General features: G+C 70.9%; 27 protein-coding genes and 2 tRNA genes. 7 read left to right on the top strand and 22 right to left on the bottom strand.

The window, feature by feature from the left end; translation table 11 throughout:
* Positions 1-18: 18 nt before the first annotated feature.
* The 11 genes from KV102_RS13580 to KV102_RS13530 all read right to left on the bottom strand — a co-directional run bounded on the left by KV102_RS13580 (position 19) and on the right by KV102_RS13530 (position 8,145).
* Positions 19-498 carry a methylated-DNA--[protein]-cysteine S-methyltransferase gene (locus KV102_RS13580; RefSeq protein ID WP_220344228.1) on the bottom strand — a complete coding sequence of 160 codons (480 nt, stop codon included), beginning with the start codon at positions 496-498 and terminating at the stop codon, positions 19-21.
* Positions 495-1,985: a DNA-3-methyladenine glycosylase 2 family protein gene (locus tag KV102_RS13575; protein ID WP_220346581.1), complete on the bottom strand. Its 1,491-nt coding sequence runs from the start codon at positions 1,983-1,985 to the stop codon at positions 495-497. Before KV102_RS13575 ends, KV102_RS13580 begins: the two co-directional genes overlap by 4 nt.
* Before the next feature lie 76 nt (positions 1,986-2,061).
* The gene (locus tag KV102_RS13570; protein WP_220346580.1) at positions 2,062-2,970 is read right to left on the bottom strand and encodes an SDR family NAD(P)-dependent oxidoreductase; all 909 of its coding nucleotides are present in this window, start codon (positions 2,968-2,970) and stop codon (positions 2,062-2,064) included.
* 106 nt (positions 2,971-3,076) lie between these two features.
* A tRNA-Glu gene (locus KV102_RS13565) sits at positions 3,077-3,149 on the bottom strand.
* 44 nt (positions 3,150-3,193) lie between these two features.
* Positions 3,194-3,265: transfer RNA gene (locus KV102_RS13560), tRNA-Gln, on the bottom strand.
* A 262-nt stretch (positions 3,266-3,527) separates the two neighbouring features.
* Positions 3,528-5,021, bottom strand: coding sequence for a glutamate--tRNA ligase (gene gltX, locus KV102_RS13555; RefSeq protein WP_220344225.1), 1,494 nt, complete (start codon positions 5,019-5,021; stop codon positions 3,528-3,530).
* The gene (locus KV102_RS13550) at positions 5,014-5,793 is read right to left on the bottom strand and encodes a fumarylacetoacetate hydrolase family protein (RefSeq protein ID WP_220344224.1); all 780 of its coding nucleotides are present in this window, start codon (positions 5,791-5,793) and stop codon (positions 5,014-5,016) included. The genes gltX and KV102_RS13550 overlap by 8 nt, the downstream gene beginning before the upstream one ends.
* Positions 5,794-5,850: 57 nt before the next feature.
* Positions 5,851-6,213 (bottom strand): YchJ family protein, encoded by a 363-nt coding sequence (locus KV102_RS13545; protein WP_220346579.1) that lies wholly within the window; start codon positions 6,211-6,213, stop codon positions 5,851-5,853.
* The gene (locus KV102_RS13540; RefSeq protein WP_220344720.1) at positions 6,210-6,929 is read right to left on the bottom strand and encodes an isoprenyl transferase; all 720 of its coding nucleotides are present in this window, start codon (positions 6,927-6,929) and stop codon (positions 6,210-6,212) included. Before KV102_RS13540 ends, KV102_RS13545 begins: the two co-directional genes overlap by 4 nt.
* Positions 6,930-6,991: 62 nt before the next feature.
* Positions 6,992-7,720 (bottom strand): DNA repair protein RecO, encoded by a 729-nt coding sequence (gene recO, locus KV102_RS13535; protein WP_220344222.1) that lies wholly within the window; start codon positions 7,718-7,720, stop codon positions 6,992-6,994.
* 35 nt (positions 7,721-7,755) lie between these two features.
* Positions 7,756-8,145, bottom strand: a complete 390-nt coding sequence (locus KV102_RS13530; protein ID WP_220346578.1) for a helix-turn-helix domain-containing protein — start codon at positions 8,143-8,145, stop codon at positions 7,756-7,758.
* Between the two features lie 104 nt (positions 8,146-8,249).
* On the opposite strand from KV102_RS13530, the gene KV102_RS13525 reads away from it, so the two are divergent.
* On the top strand, positions 8,250-9,137 hold the full coding sequence (locus KV102_RS13525; protein WP_220346577.1) for an alcohol dehydrogenase catalytic domain-containing protein: 888 nt from the start codon (positions 8,250-8,252) through the stop codon (positions 9,135-9,137).
* A gap of 36 nt (positions 9,138-9,173) precedes the next feature.
* Positions 9,174-10,805, top strand: coding sequence for an MFS transporter (locus KV102_RS13520; RefSeq protein WP_220346576.1), 1,632 nt, complete (start codon positions 9,174-9,176; stop codon positions 10,803-10,805).
* A 50-nt stretch (positions 10,806-10,855) separates the two neighbouring features.
* Here KV102_RS13520 and leuA read toward each other — a convergent pair whose 3' ends face one another.
* On the bottom strand, positions 10,856-12,571 hold the full coding sequence (gene leuA / locus KV102_RS13515; RefSeq protein WP_255560952.1) for a 2-isopropylmalate synthase: 1,716 nt from the start codon (positions 12,569-12,571) through the stop codon (positions 10,856-10,858).
* A 193-nt stretch (positions 12,572-12,764) separates the two neighbouring features.
* Here leuA and KV102_RS13510 point away from each other — a divergent pair, with 193 nt between their 5' ends.
* From KV102_RS13510 to KV102_RS13500, 3 genes are all read left to right on the top strand, one after another.
* Entirely contained in the window at positions 12,765-13,265 is a 501-nt protein-coding gene (locus KV102_RS13510) for an NAD(P)H-dependent oxidoreductase (RefSeq protein ID WP_220346575.1), read from the top strand.
* Between the two features lie 34 nt (positions 13,266-13,299).
* The gene (locus tag KV102_RS13505; protein ID WP_220346574.1) at positions 13,300-14,151 is read left to right on the top strand and encodes a septum formation family protein; all 852 of its coding nucleotides are present in this window, start codon (positions 13,300-13,302) and stop codon (positions 14,149-14,151) included.
* An 84-nt stretch (positions 14,152-14,235) separates the two neighbouring features.
* Entirely contained in the window at positions 14,236-15,147 is a 912-nt protein-coding gene (locus tag KV102_RS13500) for a septum formation family protein (RefSeq protein ID WP_220346573.1), read from the top strand.
* 13 nt (positions 15,148-15,160) lie between these two features.
* On the opposite strand, the gene era is transcribed toward KV102_RS13500, so the two are convergent.
* The 7 genes from era to hrcA form a co-directional block, all read right to left on the bottom strand.
* A complete protein-coding gene (gene era, locus KV102_RS13495; RefSeq protein ID WP_220344215.1) occupies positions 15,161-16,078 on the bottom strand; it encodes a GTPase Era in 918 nt (305 codons plus the stop codon).
* A complete protein-coding gene (locus KV102_RS13490) occupies positions 16,075-16,431 on the bottom strand; it encodes a cytidine deaminase (protein ID WP_220344214.1) in 357 nt (118 codons plus the stop codon). Before KV102_RS13490 ends, era begins: the two co-directional genes overlap by 4 nt.
* A gap of 23 nt (positions 16,432-16,454) precedes the next feature.
* On the bottom strand, positions 16,455-17,762 hold the full coding sequence (locus KV102_RS13485) for a hemolysin family protein (RefSeq protein WP_220344213.1): 1,308 nt from the start codon (positions 17,760-17,762) through the stop codon (positions 16,455-16,457).
* Positions 17,759-18,253 (bottom strand): rRNA maturation RNase YbeY, encoded by a 495-nt coding sequence (gene ybeY / locus KV102_RS13480; RefSeq protein ID WP_220346572.1) that lies wholly within the window; start codon positions 18,251-18,253, stop codon positions 17,759-17,761. Before ybeY ends, KV102_RS13485 begins: the two co-directional genes overlap by 4 nt.
* Complete coding sequence (locus KV102_RS13475) at positions 18,234-19,226, bottom strand: PhoH family protein (protein ID WP_255559410.1); 993 nt, start codon at positions 19,224-19,226, stop codon at positions 18,234-18,236. The genes ybeY and KV102_RS13475 overlap by 20 nt, the downstream gene beginning before the upstream one ends.
* 118 nt (positions 19,227-19,344) lie before the next feature.
* Positions 19,345-20,490, bottom strand: coding sequence for a molecular chaperone DnaJ (dnaJ, locus tag KV102_RS13470; RefSeq protein ID WP_220344211.1), 1,146 nt, complete (start codon positions 20,488-20,490; stop codon positions 19,345-19,347).
* Positions 20,491-20,507: 17 nt separating this feature from the next.
* The gene (gene hrcA / locus KV102_RS13465) at positions 20,508-21,527 is read right to left on the bottom strand and encodes a heat-inducible transcriptional repressor HrcA (protein ID WP_220344717.1); all 1,020 of its coding nucleotides are present in this window, start codon (positions 21,525-21,527) and stop codon (positions 20,508-20,510) included.
* Positions 21,528-21,649: 122 nt separating this feature from the next.
* Between hrcA and KV102_RS13460 the strand changes: the two genes are divergently transcribed.
* Positions 21,650-22,504, top strand: coding sequence for a DUF3097 domain-containing protein (locus tag KV102_RS13460; RefSeq protein WP_220346624.1), 855 nt, complete (start codon positions 21,650-21,652; stop codon positions 22,502-22,504).
* A gap of 12 nt (positions 22,505-22,516) precedes the next feature.
* Here the strand turns inward: KV102_RS13460 and KV102_RS13455 are convergent, their stop codons facing one another.
* From KV102_RS13455 to KV102_RS13445, 3 genes are read right to left on the bottom strand one after another with little or no spacing between them, the layout of a single operon-like run.
* A complete protein-coding gene (locus KV102_RS13455; protein ID WP_220346571.1) occupies positions 22,517-23,569 on the bottom strand; it encodes an ABC transporter permease in 1,053 nt (350 codons plus the stop codon).
* The gene (locus KV102_RS13450) at positions 23,566-24,465 is read right to left on the bottom strand and encodes an ABC transporter ATP-binding protein (protein ID WP_220344209.1); all 900 of its coding nucleotides are present in this window, start codon (positions 24,463-24,465) and stop codon (positions 23,566-23,568) included. The genes KV102_RS13455 and KV102_RS13450 overlap by 4 nt, the downstream gene beginning before the upstream one ends.
* A complete protein-coding gene (locus KV102_RS13445) occupies positions 24,462-24,854 on the bottom strand; it encodes a GntR family transcriptional regulator (protein WP_220344208.1) in 393 nt (130 codons plus the stop codon). The genes KV102_RS13450 and KV102_RS13445 overlap by 4 nt, the downstream gene beginning before the upstream one ends.
* A 92-nt stretch (positions 24,855-24,946) precedes the next feature.
* On the opposite strand from KV102_RS13445, the gene hemW reads away from it, so the two are divergent.
* Complete coding sequence (hemW, locus tag KV102_RS13440) at positions 24,947-26,173, top strand: radical SAM family heme chaperone HemW (RefSeq protein ID WP_220346570.1); 1,227 nt, start codon at positions 24,947-24,949, stop codon at positions 26,171-26,173.
* Positions 26,174-26,210 lie beyond the last annotated feature (37 nt).

Raw genomic sequence — 26,210 nt, 5'->3', positions numbered from 1 at the left:
TCGCTGCCCCACCCACACTCAGAACAGAGCAGGCCCCTGCTCGAGGTCGAGCAGGCGCTGCTTGCGGTCCAGCCCGCCGGCGTACCCCGTGAGGGTGCCGTTGGCCCCGATCACGCGGTGGCACGGGACGACGATGGGGATCGGGTTGGAGGCGTTCGCGGACCCGACCGCACGCGCACCGAACGCCCCGAGCTCGAGCAAGGCCGCCAGCTGACCGTAGGTCACGGTCTTCCCGTACGGGATGTCGCAGAGCGCCTGCCAGACCGCGCGCTGGAACCTCGATCCCTTCTGCGGACCCAGCGGAAGGTCGAACGTCGTCCGCTCTCCGGCGAAGTACTCCTCGAGCTGGGCCACCGCGACGTCGAGCACCGCGTCGCGGGGCGAGTCCGGCTCCGCGGGGTCGGCACCGAAGTCGATCGCGACGACGGCCGAGCCGTCGCTGTGGACGCGGAGCCCGCCGATGGGGCTGTCGAGGTAGGCCGTGGTGGTCGTCGTCATGAGTGCCTCTCAGTGGTCGAGGTGTCGGGAAGGCGCCAGAGGTGCATCGCGGCGTACGAGCGCCACGGGCTCCAGCGGGTCGCGGGATCGGCAGCGCCGGTGCGTACGAGGAGCGCGTCGAGCCGTCGTCGGATCACCAGGTCCGTGGCCAGCAGGACGTCAGGGTCGCCCGCCGCGCGCATGAGGACGTAGTCCGCGGTCCACGGGCCGATCCCTCGCAGCTCGAGCAGCTGCGTCCGGAGAGCGGCACGGTCGGCGCTCGGCCCGATGTCGAGCTTGCCGACGGCGACGGCGTCCGCGAGTCCGGCGACCGTCGACGCACGCGAGCGTGGCATCCCCAGCGCCGCGGGGTCGACGGCCGCGAGGACGTCCGGCTCAGGGAAGACGTGAGTCAGCGCGTACGCCGCTGCGAGCGGGTGCGCCTCGGGGTCGAGGACGGCACCGTGCGCGCCGACGATGCGGGCCAGGGTCGTGCGGGCTCCCGCCACCGACACCTGCTGCCCGACCACGGCGCGGACCGCCAGCTCGTAGCCGTCGACATGACCGGGCACACGGATCCCGGGCGTCGCTCGGACCCTGTCACCCAGCAGGGGGTCCGCACCGAGGACCTCGTCGACGGCAACCGGGTCGGCATCGAGGTCGAGCATGCTCCGACAGCGAGCCACCGCCGCCATCGTGTCGCGCAGGTCGCTCAGCTCCAGGACGCACTGCACGTGGTCGTCGGCCGGCGCGAGTGCGACGACGCCGGGACCGTGCGGGAGACGGAGCGTGCGGGCATACGTGCCCTCGCGCACCGTCTCCAGCCCGGGCACTGCACGCGCTGCGAGGAAGTCGAGCAGCGGACCGTGCGCGAAGGGGCGGCGGACCGCGAGCCTGAGCTCGATCCGGGCGGAGGAGGACGTTCGCGGGGTACGGCGGCCGCGGCGACGCGCGCTCACGCGCAACCCGCTCGGTGTCGCGTCGTACACCGTCCGGAGCGTGTCGTTGAACTGGCGGACCGAGGAGAACCCCGCGGCGAAGGCGACGTCGGTGACCGGGACGTCGGTGGTCTCGAGCAGGATGCGCGCGTGGTGGGCACGGTTGCTGCGCGCGATGGCGAGGGGTCCCGCGCCGACCTCGTCGACCAGCATCCGGTGCACGTGCCGGGTGCTGTAGCCGAGCCGGCCGGCGAGCCCCGGCACTCCGTCGCTCTCGACGACGCCCTCACGGATCAGGCGCATGGCGCGACCGACCGTGTCGGTGCGCACGTCCCACTCCGGCGACCCCGGCACCGCGTCGGGGCGGCATCGGCGGCACGCCCGGAACCCGGCGTCGTGGGCCGCGGCAGCGGTGGCGTAGAAGCGGACGTTGCGGCGCAGGGGGGTCCGGGCGGGACACGACGGTCGACAGTAGATCCCGGTGCTGGTGACCGCGGTGAAGAAGACGCCGTCGAACCGCGCGTCCCTGGAGCTCACCGCCCGGTAGCGGCGGTCGTCGTCGATCCTCATGGGTCCAGCATGCCTCGCGGGACCGACGGGTTACTCGCGGGAATCGGACACGACGGTCCGGGCGTCCGCCATCGTGTCAGGACGTCAACCCGGCGAGCCGCGCGCTGTCAGCCCACAGGGCCGCTCCCGTGGCGGCGTCGCGGGCACGCACCGACGGCTCCGGCCATGTGATCCGTCCGCGGCGGAGTGCGGCGTACGTGCGCCCGGCAGGGGGGCGCGTTCGCCCGAGGGCGAGGTCGGCGAGCGCGTCACCCGCCGCCTCGCGCGTGTTGTGGGTCGCGTTGACCGCGCGCAGCGGCCGCCCCAGCACGGGTCCGCCCAGCGCGGACCAGGCCGCCCGCATGGGCAGCGGCAGGCTCCTCGCCAGCCCTGTCCCGAAGACCTGGCCCGGACAGAACGCCACCGCCGTCACACGGCGTTGACGGACGTCGGGGAGCACCGAGAGTGCCCGCACCGTGAGGACGACGCAGAGCTTGGACGCCGTGTAGGCGTGCTCGGCGGCCTTTCGGGCGCGATCGTGGGTGCCGGGATCGCGGTCGGGATGCGCGAGGAGCACGGCGTCCGCGTGTCGAGGAGCCTCGAGCCCCGCTCCGGTCGCCGGGTCGTGCGACCCGCTCGTGGTGATGACGACGGCCCCGTCCTCCGCGACGCGTGGCACCAGCCGCCGCAGCAGGAGGTAGTGCGCGAGGTGGTTCATCGCGAACGTCGTCTCGAACCCGTCTTCGGTCCGTCCCGCGACGTCGCGGCCGATGCCGCCGGCGTTGAGGACGAGGGCGTCGATCGGCGCCTCGCCCAGCAGATCCTCGACCGCCGAGGCGAATCTCCGGGTCGAGGCGAGCCGGGTGAGGTCGAGCGGAAGCACCTCTCCGTACGGCGCCGTGCCCCGGGCACCGACGAGCAGGCGTGCGTCGTCGGACTGCGCAAGCTTCTCGGCGGCGGTCGCACCGATCCCGGAGGAGCCGCCTGTCATCACGATCGTCGGCACGCCAGTCCTCCGGACGTCGTCGCTACCCTCGCACCACCGTAGCGGAGACGCGGAGACCCTCGGAAACACCAAGGCGCCCGAGTCCTGAGGACTCGGGCGCCTGTTGTAGCCCCGACGGGATTCGAACCCGCGCTACCGCCTTGAGAGGGCGGCGTGCTAGGCCGCTACACAACGGGGCCTGGTGGTGAAAGAAACCTACCGGACGTGCCGGTGGACTCTCTCGCTGGGGTACTAGGACTCGAACCTAGACTAACGGTGCCAGAAACCGACGGGCTGCCAATTACCCCATACCCCATGGCTGTGGTCCGGATCCTTGCGTCCCCGAACCGAGAAGAACATTACCGGACGGCTTCGTGGCGCCCAAATCCGGGGGCCGCCTTGATGCCGTCTTCGCAGGTCAGCGCGCCGTTCTCGGGTCGCGACGCCGTCCCTGGCTGCCGCCGCGCCCGTCAGCGCCGAGCGCCGCGGCGGCGGGACCGCGACGACACCTCCGGGCGGCGGGGTCGCGCAGCGTAGGCAGAGCGCGACCCCGACGTGAGAATGTTCACGTCACCCGATCAGCCGACGGAGGTGAGGGCGCTGTCGAGGCGCGTGAGCGTCCGCTCCTTGCCGAGCAGCTCGATCGACTCGAACAGCGGTGGCGAGATCCTCTTGCCCGACACCGCGACTCGGACCGGCCCGAAGGCGTGGCGCGGCTTCAGGCCCATCCCGTCGACGAGCGCAGAGCGCAGCGCACCCTCGATCGACGCCGTGTCGAACGAGTCGAGCGCCGCGAGCGCGTCACGCGCGGAGCGGACGACGGCGAGGCCGTCCTCGGTGAGGACCTTCGCGGCGTCGTCGGGATCGATCGAGAACGTGGCCTCGGAGACGAAGAGGAACGCGAGCATGTCGACCGCCTCGCTGAGCACGGTGATCCGCTCGTTGACCAGCGGTGTCGCGGCAGCCAGGAGGCCGAGGTCCTGCTCCGAGGGCTCCGCCGCGACCAGACCGGCGTCGACGAGGTACGGGAGCAGCCGCGTGGCCAGCTCCTCGACCGGCAGGTCGCGGATGTGCTGAGCGTTGACGGCCTCGCACTTCTTGGGGTCGAACTGCGCAGGGTTCGGGTTGACGCGGGCGATGTCGAACGCCTCCGCCATCTCCTGGAGCGAGAAGATCTCGCGGTCGCCGCCGATCGACCAGCCGAGCAGCGCGAGATAGTTGAGCAGTCCCTCCGGCAGGAAGCCGCGCTCGCGGTAGCCGGCGAGACCGCCGCCGGGATCGCGCTTGGACAGCTTGCGGTTGCCCTGCCCCATCACGAACGGGAGGTGCCCGTACTCGGGGACGACTCCCTCACCGACGCCGAGCTCCACGAGCGCACGGTGGAGCGGGATCTGACGCGGCGTGGAGCTCAGAAGGTCCTCGCCCCGGAGGACGTGGGTGATGCCCATCATCGCATCGTCGACCGGGTTGGTGAGGGTGTAGAGCGGCTGGCCGTTGGCGCGCACGATCACGTAGTCGGCGACGTGCTCGGGCTCGAACGTCACCTCTCCTCGCACCAGGTCGGTGAAGGTGATCGCCTCGTCGGGCATCCGGAACCGGACGACCGGCTTGCGACCCTCCGCCTCGTACGCAGCCCGCTGCTCTGCCGTGAGGTCACGGTGCAGCCCGTCGTACCCGCTGGAGCGTCCCTCCGCTCGTGCGGCCTCGCGCCGCTGCTCGAGCTCCTCAGGGGAGTCGTACGCGTAGTAGGCGTAGCCGGCCGCGACCAGCTTCTCGGCGACCTCGGTATAGAGGCCCATCCGCTCGGACTGCCGGTAGGGCCCGAAGTCGCCACCGACCTCAGGGCCCTCGTCCCAGTCGAGCCCGAGCCACCGCAACGAGTCGAGCAGACCCTGGTAGGACTCCTCCGAGTCGCGGGCGGCGTCGGTGTCCTCGACGCGAAAGACGAACGTGCCGCCGTGGTGGCGCGCGTACGCCCAGTTGAACAGTGCGGTCCGTACGTTGCCGACGTGCAGGTTGCCCGTCGGGGACGGGCAGAAGCGCACACGGACAGCGCGGTTGGACTCAGTCACGGGAAACCACCTTGTTGGTCAGCGTTCCGAGGCCCTCGACGGTGATGCTGACCTCATCACCAGGGTTCATGGGTCCGACACCCTCAGGGGTGCCGGTGAGGATGACGTCGCCCGGGAGCAGCGTCATGAAGCTGGACGTGTACGCGATGAGGTCCGGGATCTTGTGGACCATGTCGGAGGTCCGACCGTCCTGGACGACCTCTCCGTTGACGGTCGTGGTGAGCCGCAGGTCGGACGGGTCGAGGTCGGTCTCGATCCACGGGCCGAGCGGACAGAAACCGTCGGCCCCCTTGGCCCGGCTCCACTGCCCGTCGGTCTTCTGCCGGTCACGCGCCGTCACGTCGTTGGCGACCGTGTAGCCGTGGATCACCCTCGCGGCGTCCTCGGCGGGCACGTCCTTGCAGATCCGGCCGATCACGACCGCGAGCTCACCCTCATAGCTGAGGAGCTCGGTGAAGCTTGGATAGAGGATCGGGTCGCCGGGCCCGGTGACGCTGGTGTTGGGCTTGAAGAACACCAGCGGCTCGTCGGGCACCTCGTTGCCGAGCTCGGCGGCGTGGGCGGCGTAGTTGCGGCCGATCCCCACCACCTTGCTCCGCGGCAGCACCGGGGCGAGCAGCCGGACGTCGTCGAGCGGGATCCGCTCCCCCGTCAGCTGGATGCCTGCATAGAGAGGATCGCCGGTGATCACCGCGATCACGGAGACGCCGTCGGCCTCGCCGACGACGCCGAACCGGGGGTCCTCGTCGGTCGTGAATCTCGCGATACGCACAGGGCTCAGCCTAGCCCCGGCGTGCAGGGCGAGACCGACCGCGCCGGGCGACGCCCCCTACGCCTCGCCCGCGTAGACCCACCGGCCGGTGCGTCGCTCGAACCTGCTGCGCTCGTGCAGGACACCCGGCCCCGACGCGGTCGTGCAGTGCGCTCGGAACTCGACCTCGTCACCGACGGCGTCGACGATCTCGAGGCCGACCCACGTCACCCCGGGCGTGTTCGCCACGTCGTCGGGCCTGGTACGGGGATGCCAGGTACGGAAGACGTGGTCGAGGTCGCCGACAGCGTACGCCGCGTAGCGCGAGCGCATCAGCTCCTCCGGCGTCTCCGCCTCGGCCTCCCCGCGGTGCAGCCGCCCGCAGCAGCGGTCGTACGAGATACCCGAACCGCACGGGCACGTGCGCTCGAAGACGCTCATGCCGAGCCGTAACGACGGTTGCGGCGGGCGTACTCCTCGATCGCCTCCCACAGCGCACGCCGGTCCACGTCCGGCCATGCGATGTCGGAGAACACCATCTCCGCGTACGCCGACTGCCACAGCAGGAAGTTGCTCGTCCGCTGCTCGCCGGAGGTGCGCCAGAAGAGGTCGACGTCGGGCATGTCGGGCTCGTCGAGGTAGCGGGCGAGGACGCGCTCGTCGATCTTGCCCGGCTTGACGCGTCCGTCGGCCACGTCACGCGCGAGCGCCGCGGCGGCGTCGGCGATCTCCGCGCGCCCGCCGTAGTTGACGCACATGGTCAGCGTGAGCACGTCGTTGTCCTTGGTGAGCTCCTCGGCGGTCTCGAGCTCGTTGATCACGCTGCGCCACAGCCGCGGTCGGCGACCCGCCCAGCGGACCCGGACGCCCAGGGCGTGCATCTCGTCGCGACGGCGGCGGATGACGTCGCGGTTGAAGCCCATCAGGAATCGCACCTCGTCCGGCGAGCGCTTCCAGTTCTCGGTCGAGAACGCGTAGGCGGAGATCCACTTCACACCAGCCTCGATCCCGCCCTCGACCACGTCGAACAACGACGACTCGCCGGCCTCGTGCCCCGCGGTCCGCGGCAGACCGCGTTCCTTGGCCCAGCGCCCGTTGCCGTCCATGACGATCGCGACGTGTCGTGGGACCTGGTCGGGCGGCAGAGCGGGCGGCATCGCGCCGGAGGGATGCGGGGTCGGCCGTCGTACGGGGTGGCTCACGTGCTCATTGTGTCCGGTCAGCGATCGACGTAGTCCAGCGACCGCAGTCCACGCTCGAGGTGCCACTGCAGGTATGCCGCGACGAGAGCGCTGGCTTCGCGCCGCGCCCGGTCGCCGGCCGCCTCGGCCTGGGGCCACGCGCCGCTGAGGAGGAAGCCGAGCAGCGCGACCGTGTCCGGCGCGGGATTCGCCGACCCCGGGACGCGGCAGTCGGCGCACAGCATGCCTCCGGAGCCGGGGTTGAACGAGCGGTGCGGACCACCGACGCCGCATCGCGCGCAGGCGTCGAAGCTGGGGGCGTAGCCCGCGATCGAGAGGGAGCGGAGGAGGAACGAGTCGAGGATCAACCCGCTGGGGTGGCGCCGGTCGGCCAGTGCGCGCAGCGCTCCGACGAGCAGCAGGTACTGCTGTGACGCCGGGTGGCCGTCCTCGCCGACGAGCCGGTCCGCGGACTCGAGCATCGAGGTGCCGCAGGTGTAGGCGCCGTAGTCGTTGCCGAGGCGTCCGGCGTACGCGTCGAGCGTCTCCACCTGCGTGATGACGTCGAGCGTGCGGCCCTCGGCGAGCTGGAGGTCGACGTGCATGAACGGCTCGACGCGTGACCCGAAGCGCGAGCTCGTCCGGCGTACGCCTCTGGCGACCGCTCGGACACGACCGTGGCGCCGCGTCAGCAACGTGACGATCCGGTCCGCCTCGCCCAGCTTCTGGGTCCGGAGGACGACAGCCTCGTCACGGTAGAGCGCCACGGACCCATTGTGCCCGGCGGCGCGCGGTCGTGGCGCTAGCGCGGGGTGGCGTCGTAGGCAGCCCGGGCTGCATCGACGGCGGGCATGTGGAGCTCGGCCCACTCCTTGAGCTCGCAGACGACCGCCAGCAGCGACCGACCCAGGTCAGTCAGCGAGTAGTCGACCCGGACCGGGACCGACGGAGTCACGCGACGGTGGACGAGGCCGTCACGCTCGAGGTTGCGCAGCGTCTGGGTCAGCATCTTCTGGCTGACGCCCTCGATCGTCGCGGCGAGCTGGGAGTAGCGCAGCTCGCCGTGGACCCCCAACGCCGCGATCGTCAGGCTGGCCCACTTGTCGCCGATCGTGTCCAGCAGACGCCGGCTCGGACAGTGGGCGCCGAACGCGTCGAACCGGGGCGCCTCGGGCGCGGCATCTGCGGTCATGGCATACCTCCGGGTGCGTTGACCACCGAAAAGTCGGTACTTCCGGATAGAGAGTAGGTCTCCGATAGTGAGAGGGACAAGCCTCAAACCATCAGGAGTCCTCGATGAACGTCCTCGTCTCACGCACCGGCAACCCCATCCCGACCTGGGAGGCCGCTTCCCCCAGGTCTCTGGCTCCGCACGACGTCCGCGTCCAGGTCGCGGCGGCGGGGTACACGTTCTTCGACAGCTTCGTCGCCGCAGACCACGCGACGCTCGGACTGCCCGATCTCATCGGCCTCGGCTTCGACTTCTCGGGCACCGTGGTCGAGGTCGGGCCCGGGGTCGACGCCGTCACCGTCGGTGACCGCGTGGCAGGTCTGCACGCCGACCCGACCGCGCCGGCTCGCGCCCACGCCGAGCAGGTGGTCGTCCCCGTCGACGACCTCGCGCGGGTGCCGGACGGCCTCGACCTGGAGACCGCCGCGGCCGTCCCGCTCAACGCTCTTGCGGCCCTCCAGGCGCTCGATCTGCTGCGTGTCACGGACGGGTCGCTCCTGGTGACCGGTGCCGCGGGCGGCGTCGGGACGTGGGCGACGGTGCTCGCAGCGCGCGCAGGGTGGGCCGTCGACGCACTCGTGACGCCGGGGACCGAGCACCTGGCGGACTCGCTCGGAGCCAAGCGCGTCCTCACGGAGGTGCATGGGCGGGGCTATGACGCCGTTCTCGACGCCGCCGGCCTGCAGCAGGCCGCGCTCGCGCCTGTGGTCGATGGTGGGCAGCTTGTGGGGTTCAAGCCGGGATGGCCGGTTCCGCCCGAGCGGGACATCACCGTCACCGCGGTCACGACCCGTCCGGACGGGCAGGCCCTCGCCGACCTGCTGCCCCTCGCTGCCGACCAGACCGTGCCCGTACGGATCGCAGCCCGACGCCCCATGAAGGACGCGGCCGCCGCCTACGCGGAGGCCGGAGCGGCCCGTGGATCCGCAGGTCGTTGGATACTCGTCCCCTGAACCCATCCCCGGTGGAACGCTGTTACGATCCGCCGGATGAGCACCACTCCGATCACCCCGCGCCAGTGGTTGGCGATGCTGACGCTGTCCCTCGGCGTCTCTCTCGTCGTGATGGACATGACCATCGTCAACGTCGCCGTCCCCGTGATCATCGAGGACCTCGGCCTGACCGCAGCGGGCGCGCAGTGGATGAACGCGATCTACCTGCTGATGCTCGCCTCGCTGCTGCTGGCGGCGGGCCGCCTGGGTGACCGGATCGGACGCCGCCGGGTGTACGCCGCCGGTCTGGTGCTGTTCATGGTCGCGAGCCTCAGCGCCGGCGCGGCCCAGAACCAGGAGATGCTGATCGCGGCCCGCTTCGTCCAGGGTCTGGGCGCCGCCATGATCGTCCCGGCCAGCCTCTCGACCCTGAACGCGACCTTCCAGGGCCGTGCCCGCGGGATCGCGTTCGCGATCTGGGGATCGACGGTCGGCGGCATGGTCGCGGTGGGACCGCTGCTCGGCGGATGGCTCGCGACCGAGTCGACGTGGCGGTGGGCCTTCTGGATCAACCTGCCGTTCGGGTTGCTCGCCTTGGTCGGCATCGTGAAGGTCCTCGACGAGACACGGGACGACGACATCCGGCCCGGCATGGATCTCCCCGGGCTCCTTCTCTCGACGCTCGGCCTCGGCGGCGTGGTGTTCGGCCTCATCGAGGGTCAGTACTACGGATGGTGGCGCCAGGAGTCCGGGGCGCTCTCCCCCGTCCCGTTCGCCCTCGCACTCGGTGCCGTGCTCCTGTCCGCGTTCATCGTCGTCGAGGCGCGCCGCGCCCGGGCCGGCGCGGTGACGCTGGTCGACCTCACGCTGATGCGCTTCCGCTCGCTGCGCTACGGGTCGATCGCCGCCATGGTGGTCGCGCTCGGCGAGATCGGGCTCATCTTCACCCTTCCGCTGCTCCTGCAGGGTGCCCTCGGCTACACCCCGCTCGGCACCGGAGTCCTCGTCCTGTGGCTGGCGATCGGCACCTTCCTCGCCTCGGGCGCCACCCCTCCCCTGACCCAGCGTCTCGGTCAGCGCGCGGTCATCCGGATCGGACTCGCCCTCGAGGTCGTGGCGATCGCAGGGACGGCGCTCGTCATCGCCGAGGACGTCAGCGGGCCCGTGATCGCGGCGCTGCTGTTCGTGTACGGCGTCGGCGTCGGCATGGCGACCGCACAGCTGACCAGCGCCATCCTCGTCGACATCCCGGTGGGGTCGAGCGGACAGGCCTCAGGGTTCCTGACGACGGTCCGACAGCTCGGCTCCGCACTGGGGATCGCTGTCCTCGGTGGGCTGCTCATCTCCACCCTGGCGGCGCAGACGGCCGACGAGCTCGCGGACACCGATCTTCCCGCCTCCCAGCAGGACGAGGTCGTCGCGCTCGTCCGCGACAGCGCGGGTGCGGTGATCCCCACGCTCGTCGAGGACCCGGCGACGGCCGAGGCCGGGCAGGCCGCCGAGGCCTCGATGATCACGGCCAGCAAGATCACCACCGGCGTCGCGGCCGTCATCCTCGTCGGTGGGCTCGCAGCAACGCTCGCGATGCCCGCCGCACCGATCGGACCGGTTGCCCCGTCGCCGTCAGCCCCCGGGTCGACGCCAGGCCGACCGACGGCAGAAACGAGCCGACCTCCCCGACGCGGGTGACCCCGTCACCGCTGGGGCGCCAGGAGGCGGCCCCAGCGGTGCACCACGAGTCAGTCGCGGGCGGCGGCCGCGCGGTTGGCTGCTGAGACGACGGCCTTGAGCGACGCCGTCACGATGCTCGGGTCGACACCGACCCCCCAGACGATCTGGTCGCCGATCTCGCACTCGACGTACGCCGCCGCGGCCGCGTCGCCGCCGGAGGACAGCGCGTGCTCGGCGTAGTCGAGGACGCGGATGTCGCCGTTGACCGCCGCGATGGCGTCGACGAACGCGGCGACCGGGCCGTTGCCCTCGCCCTTGAGCGACTGGACCGCGCCACCGACCCGGACGTCGACGACGAGCTCGTCGAGGCCGTCCTGGATCGTCGACGAACGGAACGCCTCGAGGGCGTACGGTGACGTCCGCTCGAGGTACTCCGCCGAGAACGCCTGCCAGATCCCGTCGACCGACATCTCACCGGCCTCGCCCTCGGTCATCGACTGCACGACCCGGCTGAACTCGATCTGGAGCCGGCGCGGGAGGTCCATCTTGTGCTCGGACTTCATGATGTACGCAACGCCGCCCTTGCCGGACTGGCTGTTCACCCGGATGACGGCCTCGTACGACCGACCGACGTCGTGCGGGTCGATCGGCAGGTACGGCGCCTCCCACGGCATCTCGGAGACCGGGATGCCACCCTCGGAGGCCTGACGGTCCAGGTCCTCCAGGCCCTTCTTGATGGCATCCTGGTGCGAGCCGGAGAACGCCGTGTAGACGAGGTCGCCGGCGTACGGGTGGCGCGGGTGCACGGGCAGCCCGGTGCAGTACTCGACGGTGCGGCGCACCTCGTCGATGTCGGAGAAGTCGATCTGCGGGTCGATGCCCTGGCTGAAGAGGTTCATGCCCAGCGTGACGAGGTCGACGTTGCCCGTGCGCTCCCCGTGCCCGAACAGGCAGCCCTCGACCCGGTCGGCACCGGCCATCATCGCCAGCTCCGTGGCGGCCACCGCCGTACCGCGGTCGTTGTGGGGATGCAGCGAGATCGCGACGTGCTCGCGACGGCTGATCGCACGACCGAACCACTCGATCTGGTCGGCGTAGGTGTTGGGGGTGGCCATCTCCACGGTCGCCGGCAGGTTGAGGATGATCTCGCGACCGTCCTCGGGCTGCCACACGTCCATCACGGCCTCGCACACGTCGACGGAGAAGTCGAGCTCGGCGGCGGTGAAGATCTCGGGCGAGTACTGGAAGCCGAAGTCGGTGCCCTGCAGGTACTCCTCGGCGTACTTCGTGACGAGCTCGGTGCCACGGACGGCGATCGACCGGCACTCGTCGCGGTCGACGCCGAACACCACGCGCCGAAACAGGGGGGCGACCGCGTTGTAGAGGTGGATGGTGCCGTTCTTGGCGCCAACCAGCGACTGTGCCGTCCGGTCGATCAGGTCCTCGCGAGCCTGGGTCAGGACGGAGATCGTGACGTCGTCGGGGACCAGGTCGTCCTCGATCAGGTGGCGGACGAACGCGAAGTCGGTCTCGCTCGCGCTCGGGAAGCCGACCTCGATCTCCTTGTAGCCCATCCGTACGAGCATGTCGAACATCCGCCGCTTGCGGGCAGGCGTCATCGGGTCGATCAGGGCCTGGTTGCCGTCACGGAGATCGGTCGACAGCCAGCGGGGGGCCTCGGTGACGGTCTTCGCCGGCCAGGTGCGGTCGGGCAGGTCGATCGGCGGGAACGGACGGTATCGCTCGTACGGCATACCGCTCGGCTGTTGCGGGGAGATGGCCATGGTGGTTCCTCGTTCGGTGCGGTGGGTTCGACGGTCGAGACGGGCGCCGCGGTGCGGCAGACGGTCGGCCATGACGAACCCCGCGACGAGGGGGTCCGACCTAGAGCGAACCCTCGCCGCGGCACCGAAGGAGGAGGCGCGCGAAGTACATGGCTACCGGCAGCATAGCCCACGCCGACGCTAGTCTCGCCAGGTGGCAACCCTGCTCCTCGTGCACCACGCCCCGACCCCCACCGTCTGCACCCTCGCCGACGCGGTCATCGAGGGCGCGCGCGACCCGAGCATCGAGGGCGTCGACGTCGTGGTGCGGCCCGCGCTCGAGGCGTCGGCGTCCGACGTTCTCGCCGCCGACGGGTACGTCCTCGGGACGCCGGCCAACTTCGGCTACATGTCAGGGGCGTTGAAGCACTTCTTCGACACGATCTTCCTGGAGGCTGGAGGAGCGCTGACCGACGACGGCTCGGCGGGTGGCGCCACCTCCGACGGCCCTCCCCGACGGACCAAGCCGTACGGCCTGTGGGTCCACGGTCGCTACGACACCACCGGCGCCGTCCGAGCCGTGCAGTCGATCGTCGGGGCGCTGCCCTGGTCGCAGTCCGCCGCGGTCCTCGACGTCATGGGCGACGTGGGCGAGCGGGAGAAGGGTCAGGCGTACGAGCTGGGCGCGACCGTGGCCGCGCTGCTCTCGGCGTGATGCCGGGAACGGCCCCGGCTCCTACGGTGGAGGGGTGCCCGCTCGGACGCCCGTCGCCGGTCGTGCCGTCGTCGCTCTGGTCGCGGCGTCGGCCATCACCCTGTCGGCATGCACCGGGGGCGACGCGTCCGACGACCCGGGATCGCGTGCGACCGGCGACTCCCCGAGCGCGTCGCCGAGCCCGACGACGGCGCCCGAGCCGATCGCCGGCGCCTGCTACCGGCTCTCCGCCCCCCAGCTCGCCGAGGCCCAGGTCGGGGTCGCCCCGGTCCCGTGCACGCAGCCGCACACCACCGTCACGTACCTCGTGACGAGCCTGTCAGGCATCACCGAGCCGATCGACGCGACCGCCCTCGCCGCCAACGCCGAGCGCCGGTGCCGCGCTGCGCTGCGCACGTTCGTCCGCGCCACGCCGGCACGGCTGGCGCTGTCTCGGGTCCGGTCGGCGTGGTTCGTCCCGAGCGACCAGGACCTGGACGCCGGCGCACGCTGGTTGCGCTGCGACCTCGCCGTGTCCCGGACGGACACCACCCTCATGAGACTGCCGGCCCAGGCCGCGGGCCTCCTGCGGCGCGACAGCGCACTCGACCGCTACGGCCGGTGCGCGCGGACCGATCTGGCCGGGGTCCGGGCAGGACGGGGTGGCCGGGTGTGTGCCCTCCCCCACACGTGGCGCGCCGTCGCGGCCCGCCGGCTAGGAACGGCCCGCACGCCGTTCCCCGGCCCCTCCATCCGCGGTGAGGTGCTCGGTCGCTGCGAGGGCGCTGCCCGTGCGTTCACCGACAACAGCACCCGTGACATCGAGGTCGGCTGGCTTCCACCCGACCGCGCGGCCTGGGCCCAGGGGCAGCGCTTCGGACTCTGCTGGACCCGTACGCGCAGGTGAGTCACCTCGCAACGGACGGCTCGGGTGCCCCACCCCCGTAGACTGGCACCCGTCGTGCCGTCGAACCCCCCGGAAGGACCTCCCGTGACGGCTGCCCGCCGCCTCCGCACCCGCGACCTCGCGCTCGCCGCGCTCGGCGCCGGAGCGCTCGTCCTCGTCACAGCGTGCGGGTCGGCGACCGACCTCGCGACCGACGGAGACTCCACGAGCGTGACCTCGCCCGAGGATCCGCCACTGCGCACCTTGCCGCCGACCACTGGGACCCCGGCCCCTTCGGCGACGCCTTCGACGCCGGCGGTGGTCCTGCCCAAGATCGGTGAGTGCCGCAAGCCGGGTCCGGTCGACGCCGCCCTCCGCGTGAGCGACGACGACGTCGCTCCGGTCTCCTGCTCGGGAGCCACCTCCGTCACCTACCTCGTCCGCTCGATGCCGACGGCGGTCCGCTCCGCGGTCACCGCGTACGACACCACCCGCATCCTGGGGTCGGCGCGGGGCATCTGCGAGAAGGCGGTGATCGCTCACCTCGGGGCCGACCAGTCGACCTTCAAGCGGTCCCAGTTCGACTTCATCGTGGGCGTGCCCAGTGCGGCCCAGACCGCCGCCGGGGCCGGCTGGATGCGCTGCGACCTCGTGCTGCCCGCCTCCCCGACCCGGCTCGCTGCCGTCCCGGGCAAGACCAAGGGGGCGTTGAAGGGGCGCGCGTCGTCGCGCTACATGCAGTGCGTCCGAGGCGACATCCGCGTGGCAACAGGGACCGTGCCGTGCACGACCAAGCACCAGTGGCGCGGGGTCGACAGCGTCAAGCTCGGCGCCCCCAAGGCCAAGTACCCCGGCGCCAAGAAGGTCCAGGCCACCATGCGCGACCGTTGCCCGGCCGGGGTTCGGCGCTACCTCGACACCAGGGGATCCTTCGACTACGGCTACATCTCGCCCAGTCGTACGGCCTGGCAGCGCGGAGAGCGCTGGGGCGTCTGCTTCGCCAAGACCCGCAAGTAGGCGGCGAGCCGCCTCAGAAGCCGAGGCGCCGCAGCTGCTTGGGGTCGCGCTGCCAGTCTTTTGCCACCTTGACCCGCAGGTCGAGGAAGACCGGGGTGCCGAGGATCCGCTCGATCTGGCCGCGCGAGTCCGACCCGATCTGACGCAGCCTCGATCCGCCCTTGCCGATCACGATGCCCTTCTGGCTGTCGCGTTCGACGAAGATGGTCGCGCGGACGTCGACGAGCGGCCGGTCCTCCGGGCGGTCCTCGCGGGGCACCATCTCCTCGATGACGACCGCGATCGAGTGCGGCAGCTCGTCTCGGACGCCCTCGAGCGACGCCTCGCGGATCACCTCGGCGACCAGAGTCTCCTCCGGCTCGTCCGTCAGCTGACCCTCCGGATACAGAGGGACACCCTCGGGCAGCTCGTCGATCAGCAGGTCACGAAGGTGCGCGACCTGGTAGCCCGACTTCGCCGACACCGGCACGATGTGCCGCCACTCCACGCCCAGCTCCTCGCCGGTCGTGGCGATGTCGGCGAGGTGTGCCATGAGCCGCTCGGGGGCGACCTTGTCGGTCTTGGTGGCGACCGCGATCATCGGCGTCCGGCGGATCTTGGCCAGCTCGCCGATCAGGTAGCGGTCGCCGGGGCCGATCTTCTCGTCGGCGGGCAGGCACACGCCCACCACGTCCACCTCGCCCCACGTGCTCCGAACGAGATCGTTGAGGCGCTCGCCCAGCAACGTGCGCGGCCGGTGCAGGCCTGGGGTGTCCACCAGGATCAGCTGCGCCTCGGGCGTGTGGACGAGACCTCGGATCACGTGCCGGGTGGTCTGGGGACGCGATGAGGTGATCGCGACCTTGTCACCGACGAGCGCGTTGGTGAGGGTCGACTTGCCGGCGTTGGGCCGCCCGACGAAGCAGGCGAAGCCGGACCGGAAGGCGCTCACGACTGCACCACACGCTGGGCCGAGCCCTGGGCGTCGGCGACCAGGACCGGCACGCCGCTGCCCGCGAGGTCGCGGACGACGGCGAGGTCCTCGTCGCGTACGCCGTCGGCGTCGGTGCTCACCGCCACCGCCTCGAGACCGGTCGCACCCGACGACACCGCCATCGCGACCGCGAGACTCAGCGCGGACAGCTGCAGCGACGGGAGGTCGACGGTCGAGGCAGCGTAGGTGCGTCCGTCACGGTCGCGGACCGAGGCGCCCTCTGCCGCCCGGGTGCGGGCGCGGGTGGCGCGTGCGAGGGTCAGGATCTTGAGGTCCTCGGGGTCGTCGACGCCAAGCGGTGCGGATGCCATGGAGCCAGGGTATCGGCGAGCCCTCAGCCGGACGCGGCCGCGCCGACCGACTCCGCGGAGTCGTCCTCGGTCTCCTCGCGGCTGACCAGGACCGTGCCGATGCGGTTGCGGCGTCCGCGAGGCGCCTCGGCGACGAAGCGCAGGCCGTCGAGCAACACCTCGCTGCCGGCGATCGGGACCTTGCCGAGGTGCTTCGCCATGAGACCACCGACGGAGTCGACGTCGTCGTCCTCGATGGGGACGCCGAAGAGGTGCTGAAGATCGTCGACGTCATAACGAGCGCTGATCCGCACCGAGCCGTTGGAGAGGTGCTCGACGTCCTCCGGCGGCGCGTCGTACTCGTCGGTGATCTCACCGACGATCTCCTCGAGGATGTCCTCGATCGTCACCATCCCGGCGGTGCCGCCGTACTCGTCGACGACGATCGCCACGTGTGTCCGCTCCGACTGCATCCCGCGCAGCAGGTCGGCCGCGGGCTTGGAGTCGGGCACATAGGAGCACGGCCGCATGACCGACTCCACCCGCTCGGTGGTCTCGGCGTCACGGTTGTCGAAGACCCGCTTGGTGATGTCCTTGAGGTAGGCCATGCCGACGACGTCGTCGAGGCTCTCGCCGGTCACCGGGATGCGGGAGTAGCCGCTGCGCAGCGCGAGCGACATGGCCTGGCGAAGGGTCTTGGTGCGCTCGATGAACACCACGTCGGTCCGAGGCACCATCACCTCGCGCACGACCGTGTCGCCGAGCTCGAAGACCGAGTGGATCATCTGACGCTCGTCGGACTCGATGAGCGCGCTCTGCTCTGCCAGGTCGACGAGCTCGCGCAGCTCGGCCTCGGAGGAGAACGGTCCTTCCCGGAACCCCTTGCCCGGCGTCAGCGCGTTGCCGACCATGATCAGCAGCCGCGGCACCGGCCCGAGGATCCGGGTGATGGCGGCCAGCGGTGCGGCGGACAGCAGCGCGACGCGTTCGGAGTTCTGGCGCCCGAGCGTGCGCGGACCGACTCCGATCGCCACGAACGACACGACCGCCATGACCAGGGTCGCGACGACCACCTGCTCCCACTGCCCGTCGAGAGCGTGGACGAAGACGACCGCCACCATCACGACCGCGCCCGTCTCGGCGAGGATGCGGAGGAACAGCGCGGTGTTGATGTACGGGGCGGGATCGCGGACGATCTTGGCGATCCTCGCCGCTCCGGAGCGGCCCTCGGCGACGAGCTCGTCGGCGCGCGCCTTGGAGAAGGTCGAGATGGCGGCGTCCATGCTCGCGAGGAGCCCCGCGAGGACCACCAGCACGATCGCCGACACCACGAGCCACACGTCGGAGCTCACGACTGCGCCTCCTCCGTCGTGCGTCCGCCGTCGCGCCAGCGCGCGAGCAGCGCGTCCTGCAGCGCGAACATCTCCTCGTACTCCTCGGGCTCGGCGTGGTCGTAGCCCAGCAGGTGAAGGATCCCGTGCACCGTCAACAGCTCGAGGTGGTCGGCGAGGACCAGGCCCTCGGCCTCGGCGTCGGCCGTGGCGACCTCGGGGCACAGCACCATGTCGCCGAGGTATCCCTCTTCGGCCTCCAGGTCGTCGGTGCCGGGTCGGAGCTCGTCCATCGGGAAGGACAGGACGTCGGTGGGGCCTGTCTTGTCCATCCACTTCTCGTTGTACTCGGTCATCGTGCCGGCGTCGACGACGATCATCGTCATCTCCGTCGCGGGCGCCAGTCGCATCTGCTCCATCACGAACCGCGACAGGCGGGTCAGGCGCTCGATGTCGACGGGGGCCCCGTCGGCATCACGAAAGCTCGACTCGTCAAGAATGTCGACGTTCACGACTCTCGCCCTCACCCTCGTACTCGTCGTAGGCGGCGACGATACGGCCGACCAGCTTGTGACGAACCACGTCGGCCGAGGTCAGCACCGGGAACGAGATGTCCTTGACGCCGTCCAGGATCTCGCGGACGATCCTCAGCCCGCTGCGCTGGCCGTTGGGGAGATCGATCTGGGTCACGTCGCCGGTCACGACCATCTTGGAACCGAATCCCAGGCGCGTGAGGAACATCTTCATCTGCTCCGGCGAGGTGTTCTGTGCCTCGTCGAGGATGATGAAGGCGTCGTTGAGGGTCCGCCCGCGCATGTACGCCAGCGGTGCGACCTCGATCGTCCCGGCCGCGAGCAGCTTGGGGATCGTCTCGGGATCCAGCATGTCGTGGAGGGCGTCGTACAGCGGCCGGAGGTAGGGATCGATCTTCTCGCTCAGCGTGCCCGGCAGGAAGCCGAGGTTCTCGCCGGCCTCGACGGCAGGACGCGTGAGGATGATCCGGTTGACCTCCTTCGCCTGCAGGGCCTGGACGGCCTTGGCCATGGCGAGATAGGTCTTGCCCGTACCCGCCGGACCGATCCCGAAGACGATCGTCTGTCGGTCGATCGCGTCCACGTAGCGCTTCTGGTTGAGCGTCTTGGGGCGGATCGTACGGCCGCGGTTGGAGAGGATATTGAGGCTCAGCACGTCGGCGGGGCGCTCCTCGGTCTCAGCCCGGAGGATCGCGATGCTCCGCTCGATCGTCTCGGGCGTCAGGCCCTGACCGGTTCGGATCATGGTCACGAGCTCCTCGAGGAGACGCTCGACCATCGCCGACTCCGCGGCCGTCGCGCGGATGGAGACCTGGTTGCCGCGGACGTGGATGTCAGCGTCGAAGCTGGCCTCGATCAGGCGCAGGAACTCGTCGGTGGGGCCCAGCAGCGACACCATGGGGATGCTCGCCGGGATCGTGACCATGTGCTGCAAGGGTTCAGGCGTAGTCATCGGCGCTCCCGCGGGAGCAGTTCTCCTTCTGTGAGTTCGGACTCGTCCATCGTAGGCGGCATCGGCGGTCGCACGAAAGCACGATCTCGACCGCCGGGTGCCGCCTCGGTGGCTCCGATCAGCGGAAGGCGTCCCGGATGCGGTCGAACACCCGCCGGTGCGGTGCGGCGAACTCGCCCTCGACCAGCTCCTCGCCCCGCTCGGTGGCGAGGAGGCCGAGCAGCTCGCGCTGCCGGTCGTCGAGCTTGGTGGGTGTCTCGACGACCACGCGGACCTTGAGGTCACCGCGTCCGACCCCGCGCAGGTGCGGGACGCCGCGACCGCGGATCGTGACCGTCTCGCCGGACTGGGTGCCGGGGACGATGTCGAAGCCGATCGTGGCCTCCTCGGCCGGGACACCGGTGTCGGCCTCGAGCGTCGGCAGGTCGATCTGAGTGCCGAGCGCCGCAGCGGTCATGGGGACCCGGACGTCGCAGTAGAGGTCGTCGTCGGAGCGGGTGAAGACGTCGTGCGGCTCCACCTCGACCTCGACGTACAGGTCGGCGGCGGGACCGCCGCCGGGCCCGACCTCACCCTCGCCGGTCAGCTGGATCCGAGTGCCGCTGTCCACGCCGGCGGGCACCTTGATGGTCAGCGTGCGACGGGCGCGGACCCGGCCGTCACCGGAGCACTCCTCGCACGGGTTCGCGATCACGGTGCCGTAACCCTGGCAGGTCGGGCAGGGGCGGGCCGTACGGATGTCTCCGAGGAACGACCGCTGCACGTGCTGCACCTCGCCGTGCCCGCGGCACGTCTGGCAGGTGATCGGCTCCGCGCCGTCGGCCGAGCCGTTGCCGTGACAGGTCGAGCAGACCACGGCGGTGTCGACCTTGAGCTCGCGCGTGGTCCCGAAGGCCGCCTCGGCCAGCTGGACGCCGATGCGGATCAAGGCGTCGTTGCCGCGCCGGGCACGACCACGTGGGCCGCGCTGGGTCTGCTGCCCGAAGAACGCGTCCATGATGTCGTTGAACGAGAAGCCGGCGCCGAAGCCGCCGCTGGCACCCGCACCGGCGAGGGGATCGCCTCCGCGGTCGTAGAACGACCGCTTGTCCACGTCGGAGAGCACCTCGTAGGCGACGGTGACGGTCTTGAACCGCTCCTGCGCCTCAGGGTCTGGATTCACGTCCGGGTGCAGGCTGCGCGCCAGCCTCCGGTACGCCTTCTTGATCTCCTCCGGAGTCGCGTCGCGACTCACACCGAGGGTCTCGTAGTAGTTCTGGCTCATGCGTCGTTGTCTGTCTCTCAGTCGCTGAGGGTCTGGCCGACATAGCGTGCGACGGCGCGTACCGCCGCCATGGTGCCGGGGTAGTCCATCCTGGTGGGCCCGACGACGCCGAGGGTGGCGAGCGGCTCGTCGTCGGTGCCGTACGCGGTGGCCACGAGGGAGGTCGCCGAGAGCTCCTCGTACGGAACCTCCGTGCCGATGCGGACGGTGAGCGTGGTCGGAGAGGTGGCCTCGCCGAGGAGCTTGAGCAGCACCACGTGCTCCTCGAGCGCCTCGAGGACCGGCTTGATCGAGGTGTCGAAGTCGGTGCCGAACCGGGCGAGGTTGGCGGCCCCGCCCACGGCAACGCGTTCGTCGGCCCGCTCGTCGGAGAACGCCCGGGTGAGCGTCGCGACGACAGCGGTGGCGATGGGCTGCTCCTCGGGACGGAAGGTCGTGATGAGGTCGGCCACCGATGCCGAGGCGTCCGGCAGCCGCTGCCCGACCGCGGCGCCGATCATCCGCGCTCGCAAGTCCGCGAGGAGCATCTCGGACGGCTCTTCGGGGAGCTCCACGATGCGCTGGTCGACACGTCCGGAGCTGGTGATCAGCACCAGCAGGATGCGGCCGCGCTCCATCGGGACCAGCTCGACGTGACGGACGGTCGAGCGGGTCAGGGAGGGGTACTGCACGAGCGCGACCTGGTGGGTCAGCTGAGAGAGCAGCCGGACACTTCGCTGGACGACGTCGTCGACGTCGACCGCGCCGTCGAGGAACGACTCGATCGCACGGCGTTCGGGAGGACTCAGCCGCCGGACGGAGGCAAGCCGGTCGACGAAGAGGCGGTAGCCCTTGTCGGTCGGGATCCGGCCCGCGCTGGTGTGCGGCTGGGCGATGAACCCGTGCTCCTCGAGGATCGCCATGTCGTTGCGGACCGTCGCCGGCGACACACCCAGCTGATGGCGGTCGACGAGCGCCCGCGAGCCCACCGGCTCCTGGGTCGCCACGTAGTCCTCCACGATGGCGCGCAGGACCGCGAGCTTGCGTTCATCGAGCACGACGTCAGCCACGGTCCCTCCTCGTGTCGATGATCTTTGGCACTCCGGTGCCCTGAGTGCCAGTCTAGCCAGCCTCACCAGTCGCGTGTGGCTGCGAGGTGCCGCACGTTCTTTCGGCTAGTTTGCTCCTCGTGGCTCACGACCGATACGGATCCGATGTCCTGGCCGGCGACTGGCGCGTCCCCAAGCGAGGGCGGTCCACCGAGGTGGAGGCGGAGGTGGGGATGGTGCTCGAGGAGGTCCAGACCGACTTCTGCGGCGCCGTGACGCGCACCGACCGAGATCTCGACACCGTCGAGCTGGAGGACCGTCGCGGGAGGCGGCGTACCTTCCCCCTCGGGCCGGGCTTCCTCCTCGAGGGCAAGCCGGTCGTGCTCAAGGCGCCGGTACGACACGCCGCGCCCGCACGCGCGACGCACACCGCGTCCGGCTCGGTCGCCGTCCACGACGCGAAGGCACGGGTCGCACGCGCGAGCCGCATCTACGTCGAGGGACGTCATGACGCGGAGCTGGTCGAGAAGGTGTGGGGTGACGACCTGCGGATCGAGGGGGTGGCGGTCGAGTACCTCGAGGGGGTCGACGACCTCCCGTCGGTCGTCGACCGCTTCAAGCCCGGTCCGGGACGCCGCCTGGGCGTGCTCGTGGACCATCTCGTCCCGGGGTCGAAGGAGTCGCGCATCGCCGCCTCGGTGCTGCGCGGACCGCACAAGGAGCACGTGCTCGTCGTCGGGCACCCGTACGTCGACGTCTGGCAGGGCGTGAAGCCCGAGCGCCTCGGGCTGGAGAAGTGGCCGGTGATCCCACGCTCGATGTCGTGGAAGCACGGCATCTGCCAGTCGCTCGGGTGGCCCCACCGGAACCAGGCCGACATCGCGCACGCCTGGAAGCGCATCCTCGGGTCCGTCCGCTCCTACGCCGACCTCGAGCCGGCGCTGCTCGGGCGGGTCGAGGAGCTCATCGACTTCGTCACGACCTGACCGCGCCCGCCCTTACGGTGCGTCGCCGCGGATCCGCCAGAAACACAGCCCGCCGAGGCCGAGCGCGAGTACGAGGAGCAGCGCCGTCTCGCGCCACTGCAGAGTCCAGAAGGCGCTGGACGGGTGCCACGTGACCTGCTGCCGATAGCCCTCGTCCGCCAACCGGTCGAAGCACGCCGCCCGCGCACCCGCCTGCGCGCTCTCCCCCGGTGGCGGCCCGCCGCAGTCGGCCACCCACGCCGGCAACGACCGCATGCGCTCGCCGTCGGCATCGAGCGTGACGTTCGACAGCTCCCACGTGCCGGTGCGACCCGTCTCGACACGGATCTCGGAGACGTTCTCGATCGGGTCTCCTGGACCTGAGGCTCCTTCGACCATCAGACCGACGAGGTTCTCCTGCGTGATCGAGCTCGTGGCCTTCTCGGGTTCGACGAGCTGGGCCCGCACGACGACCCCGACGAACAGCTGGACGCCAAGGACGAGGACGAGCGTCACTGCCATCGCCGCGACTGTCCGTCGCACCACGAGCCCAGCCAGCACGCCGATCGCGAGCGCCAGCACGGCGTACCCGATCGGGACGAGGCCCCGGGCTCCGAAGACTGCGGGCTCGATGCGCGAGACCATGAACGGCCCCGTCCCCTCGCCGGTCGCGATCGCGCGCTCGATCGGTCCGGCCCACCAGGTCACACCCCACGACAGCAGCCCAGCGACCGACACCGTGACCAGGGCGGCGCCGAGGAGTTTGACGGCGAGCCACCGTGTGCGCGTGACCGACTGGCTCCACGCGAGGCGGTGCGTCCGCGCCTCCAGCTCGCGCGCGACCATCGGCGCCCCCCAGAACGCCCCGACGACGAGCGGGAAGACGTACGCCGCCGCGATGCCGACGTAGTAGAGCGTGACCTTGAACGCGTCGGCGCTCAGTCCTGTCAGGAACGAGCGTGCGCCGTCCTCTGCCGCGTCGACGATCCCAGGCCCGGTGATGGCCAGTGCCACGAGCAGCAGAGCGACGGCACCCGCGACCGGAATCGCCTGGACACGCAGCTGGCGCCATGTCAGCCAGATCATCGGATCACCTCGACGGTCGGGCGCGGGCGCTCGTACGAGGCGTCGCCGCGCAGGTAGGCGAGCACCAGATCCTCGAGCCCGAGAGGGGTCACGTCCCAGGAGGGATCGACCGCGGGTCCGCCGGTGCGGACGACGAACGTGCTCTGGCGGTCGGTATGGCTCGCCGTCACGACGTGGTGGCCGGCTGGGCCTGCGTCGGAGGGACGCCGCGCGCCGGTCATGCGGCGGTGCGAGGCCAGCAGATCGTCGAGGTCGCCCGCGACCCGGACCTCGGAGTCCACCAGCACGACGAGGTAGTCACAGGCGCGCTCGAGGTCCGAGACGAGGTGCGAGGACAGGACGACCGTGAGGTCCTGCTCGGCGACCGCCTCCATCAGGTCCTGCATGAACTCGCGTCGGGCGAGCGGGTCGAGGGCCGCGACGGGCTCGTCGAGGATCAGCAGCTCCGGCCGCTTGCCGATCGCCACCGTGAGCGCGATCTGGGCGCGCTGGCCTCCCGAGAGGCTGCCGGTGCGGCGCCGCAGGTCGATGCCGAGCCGGTCGATCCGGTCCCGGACGAGCACGTCGTCCCATCGCGGGTTGAGGTGCGAGCCAATCCGGAGGTGGTCGGCGACACTCATCCCACGATAGGTCGGCGCATCCTGACTCACGTAGCCGACGCGCGCCTGGTGCTCAGCGCCGGACGACGGCCCCTCGCCCAGCACCTCGATGCGACCGACGGTGGGCACGAGCATCCCGGCCGCGAGGCCGAGCAGCGTGCTCTTGCCGGCGCCGTTCGGCCCGACGAGACCCACCACGCGGCCGGCCGGGAGCTCCAGCGTGCAGTCCTTCAGGGCCCAGTGGCGACTTCGGCCGTATCTCTTGCCGAGCTCATGCGTTCTCAGTGCTGTGGTCATGCGATGTCCTCCTCGGAGGCGGCCCGAAAGGTGGTCATGAACAACGCCTCGATGCTCTCGTCGTCGAGGCCGGCGCGGCGGGCCTTGGACAGCCACCGCTGGAGGTCGGTACGCAGCGGGCCGTGCGCCGCCAGCGTGTTGTCGGTGAGGGTCCGCGTGACGAACGTGCCGACACCCGGACGCGGAGCAACGAGGCCGTCGCGCTCGAGGTCGCGGTAGGCCTTCAGGACGGTGTTGGGGTTGATCGCCAGCGCACGCGCGACGTCCTTGACGGTCGGGAGCTGGTCGCCCTCGTCGAGGAGCCCGAGGCGGAGGGCGCGGCGTACCTGCTGAACGAGCTGCAGGTACGCGGAGACGCCCGACCGGGAGTCCAGGTGGAACTCGATCATTCGATACTCCTAATGTGCTATCTGAATAGCACTATAGGTAGCAGCGGATCCGACCGCAAGAGTCCTTGCAGCCGCCCTGCGACACTGGAGGCATGCCGTCCACGCTTCCCGAGGGACAAGCCGTCCCCGCTGACGGCGCCCTCCCTGCAGCCTCGCTCGACGCCCTCGGGGGCGCGCCCTTCGGCGTGTACGTCCACGTCCCGTTCTGCGTGACGCGGTGCGGCTACTGCGACTTCAACACCTACACGTCGTCCGAGCTCGGACCGGGCGCCTCGCACGACTCCTACGCCGACACCGTGCTCGCCGAGATCGCGCTGGCGGCTCAGGTGCTCCAGCGTGCCGACCGCCCGTTGCCGGAGGTCGAGACGGTGTTCATCGGCGGCGGCACGCCCACACTCCTCGCCTCCGACGACCTCGGACGCATCCTCGAGGGGATCGACAAGACCTTCGGGCTGGCGGCCGGCTACGAGGCCACCACGGAGGCGAACCCCGACAGCGTGACCCCCGCGTCTCTCGCCACGCTCCGCTCACGCGGTTTCACCCGCATCTCGTACGGCATGCAGTCCGCGGTCCCTCACGTTCTCGCAACGCTGGACCGCACGCACGACCCGGCCAGACTGCCTGACGTCGTGCGGTGGGCCCGCGACGCCGGCTTCTCGCAGGTGAGCGTCGACCTCATCTACGGCACGCCCGGAGAGTCGCTGGCGGACTGGGAGCGGTCGCTCGACACGGCACTCGCACTCGGTCCCGACCATGTCAGTGCCTATGCCCTCATCGTCGAGGAGGGGACCGCGCTCGCACGCCGCGTCTCCCGCGGCGAGGTCGCAGCTCCCGACGACGACCTGATGGCCGACATGTATCTCGCCGCGGACGCGCGGCTCAGCGCCGCCGGCCTCGGGTGGTACGAGCTGTCGAACTGGGCCCGCGACGACGCCGCGCGGTGCCGCCACAACGAGCTCTACTGGACCGGTGCCGACTGGTGGGGCTTCGGGCCGGGGGCGCACAGCCACGTCGCCGGCACCCGCTGGTGGAACGTCAAGCACCCCGCCGCCTACGCCCAGCGGCTGGCCGAGGGCCGATCCCCCGGGCACGGGCGCGAGATCCTCGACCTCGAGACCCGTCGTGTGGAGCAGGTGCTGCTCGAGTCGCGCCTGCACGACGGCATGCCGCTCGTCCGGCTGGATGCCGCGGGACGTGCCGCCGTGCCGGGGCTCGTCTCCGACGGGCTCGTCGAGCTCTCCGACGACAGCCACCGTCTCGTTCTCACCGTCCGCGGCCGCCTCCTCGCGGACGCGGTCGTGCGCCGCCTCCTGCCGTAGGCGACCCCGCTCTCACGCAGAGGAGGGCCGCACCCCG

It is taken from the genome of Mumia sp. zg.B53 (assembly GCF_019550935.1).
Lineage (GTDB): Bacteria > Actinomycetota > Actinomycetes > Propionibacteriales > Nocardioidaceae > Mumia.
This window is presented reverse-complemented; position numbering and strand designations above follow the sequence as displayed.